Here is a 20,891-nt window from a genome sequence, read left to right on the forward strand (position 1 = left end):
GCAACACCGACAGAGGCGCCCGCACCGGGTTACGGCGAGATGATCGGCCGGGAATCTACCGAGCGGCCTCTGTCGTGCTGACTATGCACCAGCACATCGCAGATACAGGAATCTCGCAGCTCGGGGCACCTCAGAGACGACGACAATCTCCAGATTCCGGGTTCGCGCGTTTCACGCGCGCCCCGGAATGACTGTGGAGAGGCGTTATTACGTGAAGAGGTCGTTACTTAAGTCAGTCGCCTCACACCCCGCCCGGATAGTTCGGGCTTTCGCGGGTGATGGTGACGTCGTGGACGTGGCTTTCGCGCAGGCCCGCGCCGGTGATGCGGACGAATTGCGCCTTGGTGTGGAATTCGCCGAGATCCTTTGCGCCGACATAACCCATCGCGGCGCGCAGGCCGCCGGCGAGCTGATGCACGACGTTGCCGACCGGGCCCTTGTACGGCACTTGGCCCTCGATGCCTTCCGGCACCAGCTTCAGCGTGTCCTTGATGTCCTGCTGGAAGTAACGATCGGCCGAGCCGCGCGCCATCGCGCCGACCGAGCCCATGCCGCGATACGCCTTGTAGGAGCGGCCCTGCCACAGGAACACTTCGCCGGGGGTCTCGTCGGTGCCGGCCAGCAGCGAGCCGACCATGGCGATATCGGCGCCGGCAGCGAGCGCCTTGGCGAGGTCGCCCGAGTACTTGATGCCGCCGTCGGCGATCACCGGCACGTCGGCCTTCTTGCAGGCCTCGACTGCGTCCATGATCGCGGTGAGCTGCGGCACGCCGACGCCGGCGACGATGCGCGTCGTGCAGATCGAACCCGGACCGATGCCGACCTTGACGGCGTCGGCGCCGGAATCGATCAGCGCCTGAGCTCCGTCGCGGGTGGCGATATTGCCGGCGATCACCTGAACCTCGTTGGAGATCCGCTTGATCCGTGTCACCGCATCGAGCACGCGGGCCGAATGGCCATGCGCAGTGTCGACCACCACGACGTCGACGCCGGCTTCGATCAGCCGCTCGGTGCGTTCATAGCCGCCCTCGCCGACCGTGGTCGCGGCGGCGACGCGAAGCCGGCCCTGCGCGTCCTTCGACGCCAGTGGATGCGCGACCGCCTTCTCCATGTCCTTGACGGTGATCAGACCGACGCAGCGATACTGCTCGTCGACCACCAGCAGCTTCTCGATGCGGTGCTGATGCAGCAGCTTCTTGGCTTCCTGCTGGCTGACGCCCTCGCGCACGGTGACGAGGTTCTCGTGCGTCATCAGCTCCGAGACCTTCTGCGCCGGATCGGTGGCGAAGCGCACGTCACGGTTGGTGAGGATGCCGACCAGCTTGCCGGGGCCGTGGCCCTGGGCACCGGTGACCACCGGAATGCCGGAGAAGCCGTACTGATTCATCAGCGCCAGCGCGTCGGCCAGCTTGGCATCCGGGCTGATGGTCAGCGGGTTCACCACCATGCCGGATTCGAACTTCTTGACCTGGCGGACCTGCGCCGCCTGCCCTTCGGGATCGAAATTGCGATGGATCACGCCGAGGCCACCGGCCTGCGCCATCGCGATCGCCATCCGGGCTTCGGTGACGGTGTCCATCGCCGAGGCGATGATCGGAATGTTGAGCGGGATTGCGCGGGTGATGCGCGAGCGGATGTCGACCTCGGACGGCAGCACGTCCGACAGGCCGGGCTTCAGCAGCACGTCGTCGAAGGTGAGAGCTTCGATGAATTGCGAGGATGCGCTCACTGACGCCATGGCCAACTCCGTTCAGCGGCGCCGAGGGCCGCGCTCGATTTTGCGGGGACGGGAGGCACGTTCGGCGCCGCTGGGGGGCGGCGCCGTCGAATCGAGCCCGTCGGTAGGGTTGGCGGTGGTCGATAGCACGCGGATATGACGAATCAAAGGGGCAAGGCCGACAGCCCCGCCCCGCTCCCCAGACATTCCTCACTCGGCCGCCAATGGGCCGGAAATCAACGCAATTTCAGGGATTTCGCTGACGGCATCGCGGGCCGAGCGGAGCAACCGGCGGTCCGCTTCGGGTACCGTGGCGAGATCGCCGTCCTCAAAGAAGCCTATCGCCCGCAACGGCAGAGCGGGATCGCGGCCGAACATCTTCGAAAAGCCCGCCAACGACCGGGGCAACGACTCGCCCGACGCCAGCAACGCCGCGATGTCCCGATAATCCTTGGCTTCGGCCCGGTCCAAGATCGCCTTCAGCTTGGTTGCCAGCAAATCCTGGCGCGACGCGACCAGCATCACATGGTCAGCGGTCAGCAATGGCGGAGCGAGCCTGCCGAAGTTGAGGCCGCCGAAGAACGCCAACTTGACCGCACCGGCCGGCATCGCCGCCCTGACCACCAGCGTATCCTTGGCTTCCTGGACGATGTCGGATTTGGGAAGTCGATCGAGGGCGGCGCCCACCTGATGCTTGTCGAGAGGCTCGGAACTGAAGAAGTCGAAATCGACCGAAACGCGATGGCCGAGATGCAGCGCGACCGCAGTCCCGCCGTACAGCACGAAGTTTAGGCCGGAGCTGAATCCGAGCAGCGGCCAAATCTGTCGCTGGGCTTCCGGCAGCACCTCAAGGCACGGCTCAAACGTCTCCGGCATCGAACTTTCTCTGCGGCGGGATGTCCGGGATCGACCGGCCGGTCGCCCGCTGCAAGCGGCCCCGCCAGAATTCCCAGGAGCGCGGATCGATCCAACCCGGCTGTGCCGCCAGCATCACCTCCACCAGCGCGTCGGAACCCAGCACAGTCTCCAGCCTCCGCACCTCATCGTAATTGGCGAAGCTCATCGCCTGAGCCAGGATGCGGGCCTCCGTGCGCGGCGCGGCGCCGATCGCCTCCCACCAGAAATACTTCCGCTCCAGCTCGGCCGCAAAATCAGGAGACATCCGAAGGGCGACGGTCATTGCAGCAGACTAGCACGGAACCGCTGATTTTGCGACGATTCTCATTGCCCATGAGGCGCTTTGCCGACGGCGCGCTCAGCGCCGATAGCTTGGCGGGACGCCGTGTTCGCGAATGGCCTTGACAACCTCGCGGTGCATGCGTTTTTCGCGCTCCATCCGCACCGCGATCAGGGCGTGAAACGACGGGATCAGCAGCAGCGGCTGGAAGATCAGACCGAGCACGATGCATACCACCAGCAGCACGAGGTTGAACACCGCCGACAGCGGCTGGCCATTGAACAGCAGGCCGAGCGGCGGCAGGAACGCGGCGAGCAGATAGATCATCGGCCAGTCTCCGTTGCGGGACCAAACCCGGTGCCGCTCACAGTCACTACCGACGGCTCCACGCGAGCACATTCCGCTAAGAGGAACATACGCCGGTCACGGAGGATTTAAGTATCGGCGCAAGCTCCGCAATAGCCGGCGCCGCGACACGGTGCTACAGCGCGGGCGCCCTCCTCTCGCCGAATTCTCCCATGAACAAAGACCGAGTCATCCCGCTGATCGTGGCCGCCGCGCTGTTCATGGAGAACATGGACGCCACCGTGATCGCGACCTCGCTGCCGGCGATCGCCGCCGATATCGGCACCTCGCCGCTGACGTTGAAGCTGGCGATCACCTCATATCTGCTGTCGCTCGCGGTGTTCATTCCAGCCTCGGGCTGGACCGCCGACCGGTTCGGCGCCCGCACCGTGTTCTCGATCGCGATCGCGGTGTTCATGGTCGGCTCGATCGGCTGCGCATTGTCGAGCTCAATCACCGATTTCGTCATCGCCCGAATTGTCCAGGGCATAGGCGGCGCAATGATGACTCCTGTTGGGCGGTTGGTCCTGCTGCGCTCGATCGACAAGAGCGCGCTGGTCGGGGCGATGGCCTGGGTCACGGTCCCGGCGCTGATCGGCCCGGTGATCGGCCCGCCGCTCGGCGGCTTCATCACCACGTATTTCTCCTGGCATTGGATCTTCCTGATCAACATCCCGATCGGACTGATCGGTATCGCGATGGCGCTGCGCTACATCGATCCGATCCGCAGCGACCATCTTGAGAAGTTCGACCTGTGGGGGCTGGTGCTGGCCGGGATCGGCGTCGCCGGCATCGCCTTCGGGCTGTCGGTCGCCGGTCTGAACCTGCTGCCGTGGACGGTGGTGGTGGCGCTGATCGGCGTCGGCGCGATCGCGATGACGCTGTACGTGTTCCATGCGCGCCGGGTGGCGGCGCCGGTGCTGGACTTCTCGCTACTGCGGCTGACGACGCTGCGCTCCAGCCTGGTCGGGGGCTTCCTGTTCCGGCTCGGCATCGGCGCGCTGCCGTTCCTGCTGCCGCTATTGATGCAGATCGGCTTCGGCCTGTCGCCGTTTCACTCCGGTCTGGTCACCTTCGCCTCCGCGGTCGGTGCGATCGGCATGAAGACACTGGCGGCGCGCATCATCCGCACCTTCGGCTTCCGCAACATCATGACGGTGAACGCCGTGGTCAGCTCGGTGTTTCTTGCCGCCTGCGCGCTGTTCACCCCGGGTACGCCGCTGCTGCTGATCATGATCATCCTGGTGGTCGGCGGCTTCTTCCGCTCGCTGCAATTCACCGCGATCAACACCGTGGCCTATGCCGAGGTCGAGCAGGCGCAGATGAGCCGGGCGACCACGCTGGTCAGCGTCGGCCAGCAGCTTGCGATCTCCGCCGGCGTCGCGATCGGCGCATTCTCGGTAGAGGCAACAATGGCGCTGCGCGGCGTCACCGATCTGAGCGCTGACGACTTCGGGCCGGCCTTCGTCGTCGTCGCGGTCCTGGCGGCATTGTCGTCGTACTTCTTCTGGCAAATGCCGGACGATGCCGGCCACGAGATCTCAGGCTGCAAGGCGATCGCAATCGCCAGCAAGAAGGGCGTCGCGTCGGCGGCCACCAAAGCGGCGTCGGAGGAAACGCAGGACGCGCGCGATCAGCGGCTCTGAACCGCCCGTCTTCCGCCCGGCGCGGCCTCAGCCGAAATTTCCGCCCTGCTCGGGGGGATGGCTGTGGCGAACCGCCAGCCGGAGCGTGTCGTTGCAGATCGGACAGCGATAATGCGGCACATCGAACGATGCGTTGGCGTGCTCGATCTCGACCAGTTCCCGATCGACGCCGCAGGCTCGGCACATCGGTGTAGGAATCTCCATTGGTCTCCCCGAGTCGCCCGATGGATGCTGATCAGCCTATGGGAATTACGAGGAAGCGCTCTGTAGAAAGCTACCTTGAGCAACAATTCACCAGATGAATTCGCCGCTCGAGCCGCAACTAATTAGCGCTCTCGTTGTGCGAGCGGTCGATGATGCGAACGGCAATCACCCCGGCTCGCCAGCCGCCGCTTCATTCCGAGCGGCCCCGCCGCGAAATCCGGTCGCCAACAGATAGCGCTCGGACGAATCCTTGCGGCTCGCGGCCGGCTTGACGTGCTTGACGCTGGCATAGTCGCGCTTCAACTCGGCCATCAGCGACGCATCGGCGCCGCTCTGGAACACCTTGGCGAGGAACGCGCCGCCCGGCTTCAGCACTTCGGCCGCGAACATCGCCGCGGTCTCGACCAGCCCGACGATGCGGAGCTGATCGGTCTTGCGATGGCCGGTGGTGTTTGCGGCCATGTCGCTCATCACCAGATCGGCGCCGCCGCCGAGCATGGCGCGCAGCCGGTCCGGCGCCGACGGGTCGAGGAAGTCGAGCTGCGCGAAGGTGACGCCGGGCACCTCGCCCATCTCCAGAAGATCGATCGCCACCACCTTGCCGCGGCCGTCGGCGGCGCCGACCTTCTTGGCGGCGACCTGGCTCCAGCCGCCGGGGGCGGCGCCGAGGTCGACCACCGCCATGCCGGGCTTGAGCAGCCGGAACTTGTCGTCGATCTCGGTCAGCTTGTAGGCGGCGCGTGAGCGGTAGCCGTCACGCTTGGCCTGGGCCACGTACGGATCGTTGAGCTGGCGCTCCAGCCATAGCTTGGACGACAGCTTCATACGGCCGCCGCTCTTGACGGTGACGCGCATTCGTCCGGTGGTGTCCTTGGCCATGGCTTCGCTTGCGATCGAGGGATAAGGCCGCTGCTTAGCAGACGGGCGCGGAAAAACCAGTGCGGAACCGCCCTACGCGGCGCCCAGCACGCCGTCTTCGCGCATCATCTCGACCAGCATCCCCTCGCGCAGGCCGCGATCGGCGACCCGTAGCCGCGGCATCGGAAACGCCGCGCGCACCGCATCGAGGATGGCGCAGCCGGCGAGCACCAGATCGGCGCGTTCGTTACCGATGCACTGGTTATGGGCACGGTCGTGATAACTCATGCTGCGCAGCTTCTCGACCGTGGCGGTGAGTTCGGCGTCACTCATCCAGATGCCGTCGACCCGCCGCCGATCGTAGCGGATCAGATCGAGATACAGCCCCGCCAGCGTCGTCACCGTGCCCGAGGTGCCGAGCAGGTGCATCCGGCCGAGATCGCCGCCGTGCTGCGCCGCGAACGGCGCGACGTGCTTGGCGACCTCGGCGACCATCGACGTGTAGGTCTCCGGCGTCACCACCTTACCGCCGAACGCCTCGGCCAGCGTCACCACGCCGAGCGGCACCGACATCCACGCCTGAATTCGCGGCGGCACGTCCGGCCGCTCCGGATCACGTGCAATCCGTACCAACTCGCTGGAACCGCCGCCGATGTCGAACAGGATCGCGCCGCGGCCGCTCGGATCGAGCAGCGGCGAGCAGCCGGTCGCGGCAAGCCGCGCCTCGGTCTCGCGATCGATGATCTCCAGCCGGATGCCAGTGGCGCGCGCGACCCTGTCACAAAACTCGTCGGCATTGCTGGCGGCGCGGCAGGCCTCGGTCGCGATCAGCCGCTGCCGCTTGGCTTTGCGGGCATCGATCTTGTCGCGGCACACCGCCAGCGCCGAAATCGCCCGCCCGATCGCCGCCTCGCTGATCCGGCCGGTGGTGGCGACGCCCTCCCCGAGCCGGATGATCCGCGAGAACGAGTCGACCACGCGAAAGCCGTCGCCCGCCGGCCGCGCGATCAGCAGCCGGCAGTTGTTGGTGCCGAGGTCGAGCGCAGCGTAGACGCCGTCGCCGTGCGGCGCAGTGGCGTGCTCCTCCTCGGCGATCGCAACGATCACGTGCGGATCCTCCCCCGGCAGCGAGCCCGGGCGAAGCCGCGTTTCGTCGTCCATCAAACTCGTCTTTCCGCGGCCGTGCACGGCCGGCGTCGTAATCATCATTCACGGAAAGTTTAGCAGCGCACCGCCACGGCGCAACCCACCTGCGGGCGAAGCATGCGGTTTCGTGCGTTGTCGCGTGCTGGCGGCTGCGTTATCCCTAAGCACTATCAGCACTGACATCCCCGCGCAAAAAAGCCGCCTCACGCGGCTTTTTCACGTCCCGCACGCCTCCCAAGCCGGAAATCAGCCTCATGCAGGATCGTCCCGCCAACGCGTCGCTCGACACCTCCCTCGCGCTGCACAAATTCGGCGTCGGCCAGCCGGTCCGGCGCAAAGAGGACGAAACCCTGCTGCGCGGCAAGGGCCGCTACACCGACGACTGCAACCTGCCGGGCCAATTCTACGCCGTGATGGTGCGCAGCCCGCACCCGCACGGGATCATCCGCGGCATCGGCACCGAGGCCGCCAAGGCGATGCCGGGCGTCTGCGCGATCTACACCGGCGCCGACCTCACTGCGGCCGGCTACGCGCCGTTCAGCTCCGGCTTGCCGCTGAAAAGCCGCGACGGCACGCCGCTGAAGCAGACCCATCACGGCGCGCTGGCCACCGACAAGGTGCGCTTCGTCGGCGATCCGGTCGCGTGCGTCATCGCCAAAACGCTGGCGCAGGCGCGCGATGCCGCCGAAGCGGTCGAGCTCGACATCGAGCCGCTGCCGGCCGTCACCGACGCGGAAGCCGCGCTGCAGCCCGGCGCGCCGCAACTCTACGATCATATCGAGAATAACGTCGCGCTCGACTATCACTTCGGCGACACCGCAGCCGTGAACGCAGCCTTCGCCGCGGCCGCGCATGTCACTACGCTGGATATCGAGAACACCCGCGTCGCTGCGGTGCCGATGGAGCCGCGTGTCGGGCTCGCTTCCTACGATCAGCAGAACGGCCGCTACACCATCCAGCTGCCGACCCAGGGCGTCTCCGGCAACCGCAACACGCTCGCCAAGCTGCTCGGCGTGGCGGCCGACAAGGTGCGGGTGCTGACCGGCCAGGTCGGCGGCTCGTTCGGGATGAAGAACATCTCCTATCCGGAGTACATCTGCATCCTGCACGCCGCGAAAGCGCTCGGCCGTCCGGTGAAATGGACCGACGAGCGCTCGACCAGTTTCCTGTCCGACAGCCAGGGCCGCGGCCAGCAGATCCGCGCCGAACTGGCGCTGGATGCCGGCGGCCGTTTTCTCGCGATCCGGCTGTCCGGCACCGGCAATCTCGGTGCCCAGATCACCGGCGTCGCGCCGCTGCCGCTGTCGCTCAACACCGGCAAGAACATCGGCAGCGTGTATCGCACGCCGCTGCTTGCCGTCGACATCAAATGCGTCGTCACCAACGTCACGCTGATGGGCGCGTATCGCGGTGCCGGCCGGCCCGAGGCCAACTACTTCCTGGAGCGGCTGATCGATCGCGCCGCCGACGAGATGGGAATCGACCGCCTTACCCTGCGCAAGCGCAACTTCATCAAGCCGACGCAGATGCCGTTCACCGCCTGCTCCGGCGTCACCTACGACAGCGGCGATTTCGCCGGCGTATTCGGGCAGGCGCTGGAACTGTCCGACTATGACGGCTTCACCAAGCGCAAGAAGGAGGCGCGCAAGTCCGGCAAGCTGCGCGGCATTGCGGTCGGCTCGTATCTGGAAGTCACGGCCCCGCCGAGCGCCGAACTCGGCAAGATCGTGTTCGAAAAAGACGGCACGGTGCGGCTGATCACCGGCACGCTCGACTACGGCCAGGGCCACGCCACGCCGTTCGCGCAGGTGCTGAGCACTTTTCTCGGCGTGCCGTTCGAGCGGATCCGGCTCGAACAGGGCGACAGCGACGTCGTGCACACCGGCAACGGCACCGGCGGATCGCGCTCGATCACCGCGAGCGGCATGGCGATCGTCGAGGCGTCGCAGAAGGTGATCGCCAAGGGCAAGATCGCCGCCGCGCATCTGCTTGAGACCGCCGAAGCCGACATTGAATTCGAGGGTGGCCGCTTCACCGTCGCCGGCACCGACCGCAGCATCGGCATCATGGATCTGGCGCAGCGGCTGCGCGGCGCCGACCTGCCGGACGGCGTGCCGGGCTCGCTCGACGTCGACCACACCGCCGACGGCGCCCCCTCCGCCTTCCCCAATGGCTGCCACGTCGCCGAGGTCGAGATCGATCCGGACACCGGAACCACCCGCGTGGTGCGCTATACCGCGGTCAACGATTTCGGCACCATCGTCAATCCGATGATCGTCGCCGGCCAATTGCATGGCGGCGTCGCGCAGGGCATCGGTCAGGCGCTGATGGAGAAGGTCTCGTACAACGCCGACGGCCAGCCGATCACCGGCTCGCTGCAGGACTACGCACTGCCGCGCGCGGAAGACATCCCGCTGATGACGGTCGGCGATCACCCGGTGCCGGCCAAGACCAATCCGCTCGGCACCAAGGGCTGCGGCGAGGCCGGCTGCGCCGGCTCGCTCGCCACCATCGTCAACGCCGCGCTCGACGCGCTGAAGGATTACGACGTGACGACCCTCGACATGCCGCTGACGCCAGAGAAGGTGTGGCGGGCGATCCATGAGGCGAAGACGAAGACGGCGGCTCGACGCGTCGCGTGAGGAGCTGATGCCGCTACGCGTAGCAGCCGTCGCAACAACCAAACAGCTGAGCATCTACGCAACCCGCTGCTCCAAGCACAACGTCATCGCCCGGCTCGTCCGGGCGACCCAGTATCCCAGAGCGCGCGAGATCTTGGTGAGCAGCGCAAGCCGCACCCGCCCTGATTCACATCCTCGTCCCGGGATACTGGATCCCCCGCATGCGCGGGGGATGACGGTGCTCTTCGTGGTACCGGGCTTCGCCTTACTCCGCCTTCACCAGCGGACAACCGCCGTCTTTCAACGGACGGAAGGCCTGGTCGCCCGGGACTTCGGCGAGGACTTTGTAGTAGTCCCACGGCGCTTTCGACTCTTCCGGCTTCTTGACCTCGAACAGGAACATCGAGTGCACCATGCGGCCGTCCTCGCGCAAGGTCCCGTTGTCGGTGAAGGCATCGCGCACCGGCATCTCGCGCATCTTCGCCAGCACCGTCTTGGTGTCCTTGGTGCCGGCCGCTTTCACCGCCTTGAGATAATGCAGCGTCGCGCTGTAGGTCGCGGCTTGGTTCATCGTCGGCATCCGCTTGGTGCGTTCGTAGAATTTCTTGCCGAACGCGCGGGTGCGGTCGTTGAGGTCCCAATAATACGCCTCGGTGATGATCAGGCCATTGGCCATCTTCAACCCTAAGCTATGGATGTCGGAGATGAACATCACGATGCCGGCGAGCTTCTGGCCGCCGGTGACGATGCCGAATTCCGCAGCCTGCTTGATGGTGTTGATGGTGTCGCCGCCGCCATTGGCCATGCCGATGATCTTGGCCTTGGACGACTGCGCCTGCAGCAAGAACGACGAGAAATCGGCGTTGTTCAAGGGATGCCGCGCGCTGCCAAGGATCTTGCCCCCGGCCGCCTTCACCACCTCGCCGGTGTCGCGTTCGATCGAGTGACCGAACAGATAGTCCGCGGTGATGAAGAACCAGGTGTCGCCGCCGTTCTTGACGATCGCCGAGCCGACGGTGTGGGCGTTGGAATAGGTGTCGTAGGTCCAGTGCGCGGTGTAGGGGGAGCACGACTTGCCGGTGATGTCCGACGACGCCGCGTCGGTGACGATCATGATCTTCTCGAACTTCTTGCTCATCTCCATCGCGGCGAGCGCGGTGGCCGAGGTCGGCAGATCGACGATCATGTCGACGTTTTCGTTCTCGTACCACTTGCGCGCCAGCGACGCAGCGATGTCGGGCTTGTTCTGCACGTCCGCCGAGATGAATTCGATCGGCTGGCCGAACATCGTGCCGCCCATCTCCTCGATCGCCATCTTGGCGGCCTCGACGTTGCCCTGACCCCCGATGTCCGAATACACCGACTGGAAGTCGCCGAGCAGACCGATCTTCACCGGCCCCTGTTGCTGCGCCCATGCGGGCGCGCCCAGCAGCAGCGGTGCGGCGAGCAGCAGCGCTGCCGTCCGTTGAACGAGTGTCATGTTTCCTCCGGGATATTTTTTGATTTGTTTGTCAGTTCGGCCTTGTCGCCGGCCGCGCGCATGAATCGATGTGCCCCCGCCCTCCTATCCTCGCTCGGTGATCTTCATTGTCGCTGCGCCTGCCCACAAGGCGAGAGAGGCAGAACGTCGCACGCAATGACGCGCACGTCCGTCCGGCGGAATTTGCGTGCGCTACGCGGCCGCCTGCTGCCGCGGTGCGAAGATCGCGACGTGGTGACAATGCGCGACCGGCCGATCGCCATTGGCCACGATCAGCGCGTCGAACTCGGCGAAGCGGTGGCCCTTCTTGTCGTAGTTGGCGACCACCTTGGCGCGTGCAGTGAGAACGTCGTCGCCGCGCGCGGCGGCGAGCAACTGCATCTTCGAGCCGACGTGAATCCACGGCCCGAGCATGACATTGTCGACCAGCACGCGGTTCATGATCCGCTGCAGCGTGCCGGGATGGATCAGCTCATCGCTTTGATAGATTGGATCGGTCTCGCGGATCTCATCGAGATACGCGCGCAGCTTCGCCCCGCCCCAGCTCACCGGCGTTGTGCCGAGCCACTGGCCGAGCGGAAACGACGATGCATCCACCGGCGGCCGATTCGCTGCCGCCGCGGTCTCCGGATACGCGGACAGATCGAACGTCGGGGCCCGCGCCGGCAGTGATGCGCTACCGGTGGCACACAATTCGCCGCGGCTTTCGACTACGAGCGCAACGCCCTCGCCCTGCTCCTCGCCCGTCACCGTCGCGGTCTCGCCATCGTACACCGGCCTCACGAACCGCGCCTCGATCAGCCCGCGCTCCAGGAAATCCCGGCCCCAGCGCGCAATCGGCAGATGCATCATGTAGGCCATCACCTCGACCCCGGGCACCAAGCCGCCGGAAAAGCCGAAGCGGCGGGCCACGGTGTCGTCGTGCATCTTGTTTTCGGATTGTTTGGCGGTGTTGAAGGCGCTGACGCGCCAGGGCGCAAGCGATGCGGCCATGGTGTCTCCCGGTTTGCCCGATCTTGTTGGCGATCGTTGCCGGCGATGCTACGCCACTGCGCCGGCAACGCAAGACCGCCGCAGAAGGACCGAAACCGTCCGATGACCGAAGCCCTCACCCGCATCTATGTCGACGCCGACGCCTGTCCGGTGAAGGACGAGGTGTACAAAGTGGCCGAGCGGCACCATCTTCCGGTGACGGTGGTGGCGGGCGGCTTCATCCGGGTGCCGCAGCATCCGCTGATCGAGCGCGTCGCCGCCGGTTCCGGGATGGACGCGGCCGACGACTGGATTGCGGAGCGGGTCAAACCGGGCGATATCGTGGTCACCGCCGACGTTCCGCTGGCGAGCCGCTGCGTCAAGGCCGGCGCCGAGGTGCTGGCACCGAACGGCAAGCCGTTCTCCGAACAGTCCATCGGCATGACGCTGGCGGTGCGCAATCTGATGACCGATCTGCGCTCGACCGGCGAGATCACCGGCGGCCCGCGCGCGTTTTCGCCGCGCGACCGCTCCACCTTTCTCTCGGCGCTCGACAGCGCGATCCGCCGGATCGCGCGCCGCCGCACCGACCAGAACTGAGACGAACCATGGCGCCGCCGCTGATCCAACTGAAAGACATCGCGCTGACCTTCGGCGGCGCCGCGCTGTTCGACGGCGTCGAACTCGCGGTCTCGGCCGGCGACCGGCTGTGCCTGATCGGCCGCAACGGCTCCGGCAAGTCGACGCTTTTGAAGATCGTCGCCGGCCTGATCGAGCCGGACCGCGGCAACCGCTTCGTGCAGCCCGGCGCCACCGTGCGCTATCTGCCGCAGGAGCCGGATTTCGACGGCTTCGCCACCACGCTGGCTTACGTCGAGGCCGGGCTCGCGCCGGGCGACGAACACTATCAGGCCGCGTACTTACTGGAACAGCTCGGCCTGCACGGCGACGAGAACCCGGCCAATCTCTCCGGCGGCGAGGCCCGGCGCGCGGCGCTGGCGCGGATTCTCGCGCCCGATCCCGACATCCTGCTGCTCGACGAGCCGACCAATCATCTCGACCTGACCACGATCGAATGGCTGGAAAACGATCTCGCCCAGCGCAGAGGCGCGATCGTGATGATCAGCCACGATCGCCGCTTCCTCAGCAATCTGTCGCGCTCCACCGCCTGGCTCGACCGCGGCGTGATCCGCCAGATAGACCGCGGCTTCTCGCAATTCGAAAGCTGGCGCGACGACGTGCTGGCCGAGGAAGAACGCGATCAGCACAAGCTCGACCGCAAGATCGTGATGGAAGAGCACTGGCTGCGCTACGGCGTCTCCGGCCGCCGCAAGCGCAACGTCAAGCGGCTCGCCGGCCTGCAGGAATTGCGCGCCCAGCGCCGCGACTATCGCGGGCCCACGGGTGCTGCCTCGCTCGCCGCGGCCGAGGCCGACAAGTCCGGCAAGCTGGTGATCGAAGCGAAAGCGATCACCAAGGCCTGGGGCGACCGGCCGATCGTCGACGGCTTCTCGATCCGGATCAATCGCGGCGACCGCGTGGGCATCGTCGGCCCGAACGGCGCCGGCAAGACCACGCTGATCAGTCTGCTGACCGGCGCGATCGCGCCCGACAGCGGCACGGTGCGGCTCGGCACCAATCTGGAGATCGCCACGCTCGACCAGAGCCGCGACAGCCTGGACGCGAAAACGACGCTGTCCGACGCGCTGACCGGCGGCCGCGGCGACCAGGTGATGGTCGGCGGCAAACCGCGCCACGTCATCGGCTACATGAAGGACTTCCTGTTCACCCAGGAGCAGGCGCGCACGCCGCTGGAGGCGCTGTCCGGCGGTGAGCGCGGCCGGCTGATGCTGGCGCGCTCGCTGGCGAAACCGTCGAACCTGTTGGTGCTCGACGAGCCGACCAACGACCTCGACCTCGAAACCCTCGACGTGCTCGAGGAGATGCTCGGCGATTACGACGGCACGGTGATCCTGATCAGCCACGACCGCGACTTCCTCGACCGCGTCGTCACCTCGGTGATCGCGCCGGACGGTGGCGGCAAATGGATCGAATATGCCGGCGGCTATTCCGACATGCTGGCGCAGCGCGGCGCCGATCTGACGCGGCAGCCGGCCAAGGCCGCGGCGCCCGAGCCGGCCGCCGCGAAGGCCGCGCCCTCGCCCGCCGCCGCACCGGCGCCGAAGCGCAAGCTGAGCTTCAACGAGAAGCACGCGCTGGAAACGCTGCCCAAGACCATCGCCAAGCTGGAAGCCGAGATCGCAAACCTGCAGAAGCAGCTCGACGATCCGCAGCTCTACGCCAAGGACCGCGCCAAATTCGACAAGATCTCGGCCGCGATGGCCAAGGCGCACGACGAGCATCAGGCCGCCGAGCATCGCTGGCTCGAACTCGAAATGCTGCGCGAAGAGATCGAGAGCGCGTGAGACGCGCACGCGCCACACGCACCGCCCTCATCCTGAGGAAGCACCGCGTAGCCCGGAGGGCGCAGCGGTGCGTCTCGAAGGATGAGCCACACCAACTCATGGTTCGAGACGCGCAGCTTCGCTGCGCTCCTCACCATGAGGGCCCACCGTTGCCATATGCTTCACCCCCGGAGCCCGCCCATGACCACGCCACTCGCCGCCAAAATCGCCCGCGAAGTCGGCACGCCGGCGCTGGTGATCGACATGGACCGGGTCGAACACAACATCGCACGCATCCAGGCGATGTGCGATGCCGCGGGCGTCGCCAACCGGCCGCACATCAAGACCCACAAATCGCCGCTGCTCGCCAGGATGCAGATCGAGGCCGGTGCCCGCGGCATCACCTGCCAGAAGCTCGGCGAGGCCGAAGTGATGGCCGATGCCGGCATCGACGACATCCTGATCAGCTACAATCTGATCGGCGAGGAAAAGATCGCGCGGCTCGGCGCACTGCACGAACGCGCCGCGATGACCGTCGCGGCCGACAACGCGGTGGTGATCGCCGGCCTGCCCGCCGCCGCGGCCCGCGCCGGCAAACCGCTCGGCGTCGTGATCGAATGCGACACCGGCCGTCAGCGCGCCGGCGTCGAGACCCCGGCCGAAGCGGTGGCACTGGCGCGGATGATCGCGGCGTCGGAAGGGCTGAGCTTCAAGGGCTTCATGCTTTATCCGACCGAGGACGACTGGCCGCGGGCGCAGCGCTTCTTCGACGAGGCGCTGGCCGGGGTGCGTGCCCACGGCCTCGAAGCCGCGATGGTCTCGACCGGCGGCTCGCCGAACCTGAAGAACCTCGGCCAGTTGAAGGGAGCCACCGAGCATCGCCCCGGCACCTACATCTACAACGACCGCATGCAGGTCGCCGCCGGCGTCGCCTCTTGGAACGATTGCGCGCTGACGGTGTATTCCACCGTGGTCAGCCGCGCCGGCCCGGAGCGCGGCATCCTCGATGCGGGATCCAAGACCCTGACCTCCGACCCCGGCGGCGGCCTCGACGGCTACGGCCTGATCATCGATCACCCCGAAGCGCGCATCGCCAAATTCGCAGAGGAACACGGCTTCCTCGACCTGTCCCGCAGCAACTCCCGTCCGAACGTCGGCGACGTCGTGCGGATCATCCCCAACCACGTCTGCGTCGTCGTCAACATGGTCGACGAGGTGGTGATGGTACGCGGCGAGGAGATTCTGGGACCGCTTCCGGTCGCGGCGCGGGGGAAGCTGAAGTAACAACGCAAAGACGAAGTAACACCTCAGCGTTCGTCATTCCGGGGCGCGCAGCGAAGCTGCGCGAGCCCCGGAATGACTCGCGGAGAGGTCATGCCCTCGCCATGACGGAAATTCGTCACCCCAGATATTTCGCCGCGCCCTGCCCAGCCGCCCACCCCGTCGCAAAGCAGGCGGTGAGCAGATAGCCGCCGGTCGGCGCTTCCCAGTCGAGCATTTCGCCGGCGGCGAACACGCCGGGCAGTTTGCGCAGCATGTAGTCCGCATCGATCTCGCCCCACGCGATGCCGCCGGCGGTCGAGATCGCCCTGGCGATCGGCGCGGTGCCGACCAGACGCACCGGCACGGCGTTGATCAGCGCGGCGAGTTCGGCAGGCGGCAGCGCAGCGAGCGCGACGCCGGATGCGTGCGCCGCCTCCTGCAACAGCCCGATGCCGGCCGGCGGCAGCCCCACCGCCTTGCGCAAATAAGTCGACAGCGATTGCCTGCCCTTCGGCTTGGTTAGTCGCGCGGCGAGGTCATCTGTGCTGAGATCCGGCCGCAGCGCGATCGACAACCTCGCTTCGCCCTCCGCCAGGATCGCATCACGCAGAGCCGCTGAAATCGCGTAGATCGCGCCGCCTTCGATGCCGTCGCGGGTGATCACCGCCTCGCCGCGCACGGTGCGTGTGCCGAACGACAGCGCCACATTCTTCAGCGGCGCGCCCTGATACTTGTCCGCGAACAGCGCCGACCACGCGGCGACGAAGCCGCAATTCGCCGGCTGGAGCGGCGCGATCGTGATGCCCTTCGCGGCGAGCAGATCGCTCCAGCTCCCATCCGAACCGAGCCGCGGCCAGCTCGCGCCGCCGAGCGCCAACACCGTCGCCCGCGCCGCGATGCTGCGCGGGCCGTCCGCTGTGTCGAACGACAGCCGTCCCTCGCCGTCCCATCCGGTCCAGCGATGCCTTAGGCGAAGCTGCACGCCCTGCGCATCGAGCCGGCGCAGCCAGGCGCGCAGCAGCGGCGAGGCCTTCATCGCGACCGGAAACACCCGGCCGCTGGAGCCGACGAAGGTCGGCTGGCCGAGATCATCCGCCCAGGCGCGCAGTTGCTGCGGCCCGAACGCCTCGATCGCCGGCGTCAGCCGCGCCTGCGCGGCGCCGTAGCGCGTCAGGAACTCCGGCATCGCTTCGCTGTGCGTCAGATTGAGGCCGCCGCGCCCGGCCAGCAGAAACTTCCGCGCCGGCGCGCCCATGCCGTCGAACACGGTGACGCGCGCGCCCGCCTGCGCCAATTGCTCGGCCGCCATCAGCCCGGCCGGGCCGGCGCCGATCACGGCGGCGTCGATGTCGATGATGTCAGCCACGACGGCTGGGTCCGGTGGAAATCATCCGGCGCTTATACACCAACCCGGACAGGGGCAGAGATTCCGGGTTCACGCCTTCGGCGTGCCCCGGAATGACTCGTGGAGAGGCTTCACCCCAACCACGTCGTTCCGGGGCGCTCGCGCCAGCGAGCGAACCCGGAACCTCGCTGCGACTCAGAGATTCCGGGTTCACGCCTTCGGCGTGCCCCGGAATGACTCGTGGAGAGGCTTCGCCCCAAGCACGTCGTTCCGGGGCGCTCGCGTCAGCGAGCGAACCCGGAACCTCGACAAGTTCTGCGACTCTAAGATTTCCGGTTCGCGCCTTCGGCGCGCCCCGGAATGACGACCGCCTTACATCTTGATGCCGAGCCTTGCGGCGGCCTGCGCGACGTATTTCTGCGTCTGCTGGAACGCGCCTTCCAGCGCCTGGGCCTTGGAGTCGTCGCTGATCTCGGCGAAATGGGCGGCGATCGCGTCGGGGGTCCACTCCTCCTCCGGCAGATTGATGCCTTCGGTCTCGATGATCTTGATCTGCGCGAACGAGCCGGCACCGGCGCCGAGCGTGGTGCGGGTCGGCGCGTTGTCGCTGAGCAGGAACAGCACCGCGGGCGTGATCGCCTCCGGCTTCATCAGGGCCAGCGCCTGCGGCGGCAGCAGCTCTTCGGTCATGCGGGTCGCGGCGGTCGGCGACACGGTGTTGACGCGGATGTCGGTCTTGCGGCCTTCCTGCGCCAGCACGTTCATCAGCCCGACGATGCCGGCCTTCGCGGCGCCGTAGTTGGCCTGGCCGAAATTGCCGAACATGCCCGAAGACGAGGTGGTCAGCACGATGCGGCCGTAGCCCCGCTCCTTCATGCCGTCCCACACCGCCTTGCAGCAATAGAATGTGCCGGCCAGATGCACGTCGATCACCTTCTGGAAATCGCTCAGCTCCATCTTGCCGAACGATTTGTCGCGCAGGATGCCGGCGTTGGCGACCAACAGATCGACGCTGCCCCACTCCTTGGTCGCCTTGGCGACCATCGCCTGGACCTGTTCGTAGTTGGACACGTCGGCGCCGTCGGCCATCGCAGTGCCGCCGGCCTTCCTGATCTCTTCGACCACGGTCTCGGCCGCGGTCATCGAACCGCCGGTGCCGTCACGCGCGCCGCCGAAATCGTTCACCACCACCTTGGCGCCGAGCGCCGCGAGACCCAGCGCATGCGCGCGGCCGAGACCATTGCCCGCGCCGGTGACGATGGCGACGCGTCCGTCGAACCTGATAGCCATATGTGTTGTTTCCCCGGATTATTGTTCGAAGTAGATCAGGCCGAGCCAGTCGGCGACCAGTGCCGAGCGCTTCTCGCCCTCGATTTCGACGTTGACGCTGGTACGCGACAACAATTCGCCCGGCTTGCGCATAGTGGCTTCCGCCAGCATGAAGCGGCCGCGCACGCGCGAGCCCGCCTTCACCGGCGAAATGAAGCGCAGCCGGTCGAAGCCGTAATTGACGCCCATGGTGACGCCCTTGATGCGCGGCATCGCCTCGTAGGAGAACACGCTCAGCATCGACAGCGTCAGGAAGCCGTGGGCGATGGTGGTGCCGAACGGCGTCTCGCGCGCGGCGCGCACGGGATCGACGTGGATGAACTGCCAATCCTCGGTGCAGTCGGCGAACTGATCGATCCGCTTCTGATCGACCACGTGCCATTCCGACACCCCGATCTCGGTGCCGACCAGCTTCATATAGGCGTCGAGTTCCAGTTCAGTGGTCATTCCAACCTCGTTGTTTCGCGCTGCACATTCCACATCGCGAAACCCGCGCCAAGCGAAATCTTCGCTCGCCGCGGGCGCCGAAAATTCCGCGTTACGGGAGTAGCGCGACCCGGCCGATCGCCTTGCGGTCGATCAGCAGCCGCATGCCGCGCGCCCATTCGGTCAGCGGCACGCGGTGCGAGATGTTCGGCCGCAGCACGCCCTTGGCGGCGAGTTCGAGCAGCTTGGCGGTTCGCTGCTCGCCGCGAACCGGATCGCGCCGAACCGCCTCGCCGGCGCGCACGCCGATCACGGATGCGCCCTTCATCAGGATCAGATTGGTGCGGGCGAGCCCGATGCCGCCGGTGAAGCCGACCACCAGCAGCCGCGCGCCCCAATTGATACAGCGCACGCTGTCTTCGAAGATCTGGCCGCCGACCGGATCGAACACCACGTCGGCGCCGCGGCCGTCGGTGATGCGCTTGACCGCATCCCGGAACGGCTCGGCCCCATACAGGATGCCGTGGTCGGCGCCGCGCTGCCGCGCCACCGCGAGCTTCTCTTCGCTCGACGCCGCCGCGATCACGGTGGCGCCGAGATATTTGCCGACCTCCACCGCCGCGAGCCCGACGCCGCCACCGGCGCCGTGCACCAGCAGCACTTCGCCCGGCTGAAGCTGGCCGCGTTCGACCAGCCCGTGCCAGGCGGTGCCGTGGCCGGCCAGATAAGTCGCAGCTTCGGCGAAGTCGAAATTCGCCGGCGCCGGCGTGAGCTGTGAGGCGGCAGCCACCACCTCTTCGGCATAAGCGCCGAACCGCAGCTTGACGATGACGCGATCGCCGAGCTTGACGCCGGTGACATCGGCGCCGAGCTCGATGATCTCGCCCGCCGCCTCCATCCCGGGAATGAACGGCAGCTCCGGCTTGAGCTGATACTCGCCGGCGCACATCAGGATGTCGGGGAAGTTGATGCCGGCGGCGCGGATCGCGACCCGCACCTCGCCCGGCTTCAACGCCTTGCGGTCGATCTCTTCAAGCCGCAGCGACTCGGGAGGGCCGAGTTCGCGGCACACCACAGCCTTCGGCATCAGGCGACACCCGCCTTGCGCCGCGCCAGCGCCTCGCGCACCAGCGGCAGCCGGTCGTTGCCGAAATACATGTCGGTCTTGTCAACGAAGATCGTCGGCGAGCCGAAGCCGCCGCGCGCGATCACCTCCTCGGTGTTGTCCTTGAGCTGATCCTTGATGCTCTGCTCGGCGATTCCGGCGAACAACGCCTTCGGGTCGAGGCCGCACCGGGTGCAGATCGCGCTCAGCACCTCGTCCTTGGAGATGTCCTGGTCGTCGCCCCAATAGGCTTCGAACACCGCGGTGGCGAACGGCACCATCGCGTCGGGCTTGTCGCGCAGCAGCCACAGACAGCCGCGCATCGCCTTGACGCTGTTCACCGGAAACACGCTGGGCGGCATCTTGATCGGAAGGCCCGCCGAGCGCGCCCAATCCGACAGATCCTTGACCATGTAGCGCGCCTTCAGCGGCACCGGCGTCTTGCGCGATTCGTACACGCTCGGATTGACCGAGTTGAAGATGCCGCCGACCAGGATCGGCCGCCACGAAATCTCCTCGCCCATCTCTTTCGCCAGCGGCTGGATGTTGTGGAAGGCGAGATAGGTCCAGGGACTGGAGCAGTCGAAGAAGAATTCGAGCATCGGCGTTTCCTTTTCTTGGTTGTTGTTATTTGTCTTCGTAGTCATCGTCGGTTGTGATGGTGATTTGGTCCAGTTTTACGTGATCAACTCTCGTTCGTCATTCCGGGGCGCGCGCAGCGCGAACCCGGAATCCATAACCCCTGGCCTCTCGATCAAGCACAGCGCAACCGACGCCCTGCTCCACCGCAAACGCTGCGGCATATGGATTCCGGGCTCGCGCAGCTTCGCCGCGCGCCCCGGAATGACGAAG

Annotated in this window: 19 protein-coding genes; 5 read left to right on the forward strand and 14 right to left on the reverse strand. The window is 66.6% G+C overall.

Annotated elements, in window-relative coordinates:
• Positions 1 to 241: 241 nt before the first annotated feature.
• The 4 genes from guaB to DWA33_RS10795 form a co-directional block, all read right to left on the reverse strand.
• Positions 242 to 1,738, reverse strand: coding sequence for an IMP dehydrogenase (guaB, locus tag DWA33_RS10780; RefSeq protein WP_114358282.1), 1,497 nt, complete (start codon positions 1,736 to 1,738; stop codon positions 242 to 244).
• A 189-nt stretch (positions 1,739 to 1,927) separates the two neighbouring features.
• Positions 1,928 to 2,593, reverse strand: coding sequence for a nucleotidyl transferase AbiEii/AbiGii toxin family protein (locus DWA33_RS10785; protein WP_114358101.1), 666 nt, complete (start codon positions 2,591 to 2,593; stop codon positions 1,928 to 1,930).
• Positions 2,577 to 2,897 (reverse strand): hypothetical protein, encoded by a 321-nt coding sequence (locus DWA33_RS10790; protein ID WP_114358102.1) that lies wholly within the window; start codon positions 2,895 to 2,897, stop codon positions 2,577 to 2,579. The genes DWA33_RS10785 and DWA33_RS10790 overlap by 17 nt, the downstream gene beginning before the upstream one ends.
• Positions 2,898 to 2,972: 75 nt before the next feature.
• Complete coding sequence (locus tag DWA33_RS10795; protein WP_114358103.1) at positions 2,973 to 3,221, reverse strand: hypothetical protein; 249 nt, start codon at positions 3,219 to 3,221, stop codon at positions 2,973 to 2,975.
• 191 nt (positions 3,222 to 3,412) lie between these two features.
• Between DWA33_RS10795 and DWA33_RS10800 the strand changes: the two genes are divergently transcribed.
• On the forward strand, positions 3,413 to 4,885 hold the full coding sequence (locus DWA33_RS10800) for an MFS transporter (protein WP_114358104.1): 1,473 nt from the start codon (positions 3,413 to 3,415) through the stop codon (positions 4,883 to 4,885).
• A 27-nt stretch (positions 4,886 to 4,912) separates the two neighbouring features.
• Here DWA33_RS10800 and DWA33_RS25175 read toward each other — a convergent pair whose 3' ends face one another.
• The 3 genes from DWA33_RS25175 to DWA33_RS10810 form a co-directional block, all read right to left on the reverse strand.
• Complete coding sequence (locus DWA33_RS25175) at positions 4,913 to 5,089, reverse strand: hypothetical protein (RefSeq protein WP_167443183.1); 177 nt, start codon at positions 5,087 to 5,089, stop codon at positions 4,913 to 4,915.
• Between the two features lie 165 nt (positions 5,090 to 5,254).
• Positions 5,255 to 5,968 carry an RlmE family RNA methyltransferase gene (locus DWA33_RS10805; RefSeq protein WP_114358105.1) on the reverse strand — a complete coding sequence of 238 codons (714 nt, stop codon included), beginning with the start codon at positions 5,966 to 5,968 and terminating at the stop codon, positions 5,255 to 5,257.
• A 72-nt stretch (positions 5,969 to 6,040) separates the two neighbouring features.
• Positions 6,041 to 7,108, reverse strand: a complete 1,068-nt coding sequence (locus DWA33_RS10810) for a Ppx/GppA phosphatase family protein (RefSeq protein ID WP_114358106.1) — start codon at positions 7,106 to 7,108, stop codon at positions 6,041 to 6,043.
• A gap of 239 nt (positions 7,109 to 7,347) precedes the next feature.
• Here DWA33_RS10810 and DWA33_RS10815 point away from each other — a divergent pair, with 239 nt between their 5' ends.
• Positions 7,348 to 9,735 carry a xanthine dehydrogenase family protein molybdopterin-binding subunit gene (locus tag DWA33_RS10815; protein WP_114358107.1) on the forward strand — a complete coding sequence of 796 codons (2,388 nt, stop codon included), beginning with the start codon at positions 7,348 to 7,350 and terminating at the stop codon, positions 9,733 to 9,735.
• Between the two features lie 244 nt (positions 9,736 to 9,979).
• Here the strand turns inward: DWA33_RS10815 and DWA33_RS10820 are convergent, their stop codons facing one another.
• Entirely contained in the window at positions 9,980 to 11,194 is a 1,215-nt protein-coding gene (locus DWA33_RS10820) for an ABC transporter substrate-binding protein (RefSeq protein ID WP_114358108.1), read from the reverse strand.
• Between the two features lie 192 nt (positions 11,195 to 11,386).
• Entirely contained in the window at positions 11,387 to 12,187 is an 801-nt protein-coding gene (locus tag DWA33_RS10825; protein WP_114358109.1) for a hotdog family protein, read from the reverse strand.
• Between the two features lie 102 nt (positions 12,188 to 12,289).
• On the opposite strand from DWA33_RS10825, the gene DWA33_RS10830 reads away from it, so the two are divergent.
• From DWA33_RS10830 to DWA33_RS10840, 3 genes are all read left to right on the forward strand, one after another.
• Positions 12,290 to 12,766: a YaiI/YqxD family protein gene (locus DWA33_RS10830; RefSeq protein WP_114358283.1), complete on the forward strand. Its 477-nt coding sequence runs from the start codon at positions 12,290 to 12,292 to the stop codon at positions 12,764 to 12,766.
• Positions 12,767 to 12,774: 8 nt separating this feature from the next.
• Entirely contained in the window at positions 12,775 to 14,592 is a 1,818-nt protein-coding gene (locus DWA33_RS10835; RefSeq protein WP_114358110.1) for an ABC-F family ATP-binding cassette domain-containing protein, read from the forward strand.
• A 180-nt stretch (positions 14,593 to 14,772) separates the two neighbouring features.
• The gene (locus DWA33_RS10840) at positions 14,773 to 15,855 is read left to right on the forward strand and encodes a D-TA family PLP-dependent enzyme (RefSeq protein WP_114358111.1); all 1,083 of its coding nucleotides are present in this window, start codon (positions 14,773 to 14,775) and stop codon (positions 15,853 to 15,855) included.
• 115 nt (positions 15,856 to 15,970) lie between these two features.
• Here DWA33_RS10840 and DWA33_RS10845 read toward each other — a convergent pair whose 3' ends face one another.
• From DWA33_RS10845 to DWA33_RS10865, 5 genes are all read right to left on the reverse strand, one after another.
• Entirely contained in the window at positions 15,971 to 17,200 is a 1,230-nt protein-coding gene (locus tag DWA33_RS10845; RefSeq protein WP_114358112.1) for a BaiN/RdsA family NAD(P)/FAD-dependent oxidoreductase, read from the reverse strand.
• 351 nt (positions 17,201 to 17,551) lie between these two features.
• Entirely contained in the window at positions 17,552 to 18,469 is a 918-nt protein-coding gene (locus DWA33_RS10850) for an SDR family NAD(P)-dependent oxidoreductase (protein ID WP_114358113.1), read from the reverse strand.
• Between the two features lie 18 nt (positions 18,470 to 18,487).
• On the reverse strand, positions 18,488 to 18,955 hold the full coding sequence (locus tag DWA33_RS10855; RefSeq protein ID WP_114358114.1) for a MaoC family dehydratase: 468 nt from the start codon (positions 18,953 to 18,955) through the stop codon (positions 18,488 to 18,490).
• Between the two features lie 91 nt (positions 18,956 to 19,046).
• Complete coding sequence (locus DWA33_RS10860) at positions 19,047 to 20,021, reverse strand: NADPH:quinone oxidoreductase family protein (protein WP_114358115.1); 975 nt, start codon at positions 20,019 to 20,021, stop codon at positions 19,047 to 19,049.
• Positions 20,021 to 20,641 carry a 2-hydroxychromene-2-carboxylate isomerase gene (locus tag DWA33_RS10865; RefSeq protein ID WP_114358284.1) on the reverse strand — a complete coding sequence of 207 codons (621 nt, stop codon included), beginning with the start codon at positions 20,639 to 20,641 and terminating at the stop codon, positions 20,021 to 20,023. Before DWA33_RS10865 ends, DWA33_RS10860 begins: the two co-directional genes overlap by 1 nt.
• Positions 20,642 to 20,891 lie beyond the last annotated feature (250 nt).

This window comes from Rhodopseudomonas pentothenatexigens, assembly GCF_900218015.1.
Lineage (GTDB): Bacteria > Pseudomonadota > Alphaproteobacteria > Rhizobiales > Xanthobacteraceae > Rhodopseudomonas > Rhodopseudomonas pentothenatexigens.

Excerpts from the sequence above, each read along its gene's own strand:
- guaB (WP_114358282.1), bottom strand. The coding sequence starts at position 1,738 with ATGGCGTCAGTGAGCGCATCCTCGCAATTCATCGAAGCTCTCACCTTC.
- DWA33_RS10785 (WP_114358101.1), bottom strand. The coding sequence starts at position 2,593 with ATGCCGGAGACGTTTGAGCCGTGCCTTGAGGTGCTGCCGGAAGCCCAG.
- DWA33_RS10790 (WP_114358102.1), bottom strand. The coding sequence starts at position 2,897 with ATGACCGTCGCCCTTCGGATGTCTCCTGATTTTGCGGCCGAGCTGGAG.
- DWA33_RS10795 (WP_114358103.1), bottom strand. The coding sequence starts at position 3,221 with ATGATCTATCTGCTCGCCGCGTTCCTGCCGCCGCTCGGCCTGCTGTTC.
- DWA33_RS10800 (WP_114358104.1), top strand. The coding sequence starts at position 3,413 with ATGAACAAAGACCGAGTCATCCCGCTGATCGTGGCCGCCGCGCTGTTC.
- DWA33_RS25175 (WP_167443183.1), bottom strand. The coding sequence starts at position 5,089 with ATGGAGATTCCTACACCGATGTGCCGAGCCTGCGGCGTCGATCGGGAA.
- DWA33_RS10805 (WP_114358105.1), bottom strand. The coding sequence starts at position 5,968 with ATGGCCAAGGACACCACCGGACGAATGCGCGTCACCGTCAAGAGCGGC.
- DWA33_RS10810 (WP_114358106.1), bottom strand. The coding sequence starts at position 7,108 with ATGGACGACGAAACGCGGCTTCGCCCGGGCTCGCTGCCGGGGGAGGAT.
- DWA33_RS10815 (WP_114358107.1), top strand. The coding sequence starts at position 7,348 with ATGCAGGATCGTCCCGCCAACGCGTCGCTCGACACCTCCCTCGCGCTG.
- DWA33_RS10820 (WP_114358108.1), bottom strand. The coding sequence starts at position 11,194 with ATGACACTCGTTCAACGGACGGCAGCGCTGCTGCTCGCCGCACCGCTG.
- DWA33_RS10825 (WP_114358109.1), bottom strand. The coding sequence starts at position 12,187 with ATGGCCGCATCGCTTGCGCCCTGGCGCGTCAGCGCCTTCAACACCGCC.
- DWA33_RS10830 (WP_114358283.1), top strand. The coding sequence starts at position 12,290 with ATGACCGAAGCCCTCACCCGCATCTATGTCGACGCCGACGCCTGTCCG.
- DWA33_RS10835 (WP_114358110.1), top strand. The coding sequence starts at position 12,775 with ATGGCGCCGCCGCTGATCCAACTGAAAGACATCGCGCTGACCTTCGGC.
- DWA33_RS10840 (WP_114358111.1), top strand. The coding sequence starts at position 14,773 with ATGACCACGCCACTCGCCGCCAAAATCGCCCGCGAAGTCGGCACGCCG.
- DWA33_RS10850 (WP_114358113.1), bottom strand. The coding sequence starts at position 18,469 with ATGGCTATCAGGTTCGACGGACGCGTCGCCATCGTCACCGGCGCGGGC.
- DWA33_RS10855 (WP_114358114.1), bottom strand. The coding sequence starts at position 18,955 with ATGACCACTGAACTGGAACTCGACGCCTATATGAAGCTGGTCGGCACC.
- DWA33_RS10860 (WP_114358115.1), bottom strand. The coding sequence starts at position 20,021 with ATGCCGAAGGCTGTGGTGTGCCGCGAACTCGGCCCTCCCGAGTCGCTG.
- DWA33_RS10865 (WP_114358284.1), bottom strand. The coding sequence starts at position 20,641 with ATGCTCGAATTCTTCTTCGACTGCTCCAGTCCCTGGACCTATCTCGCC.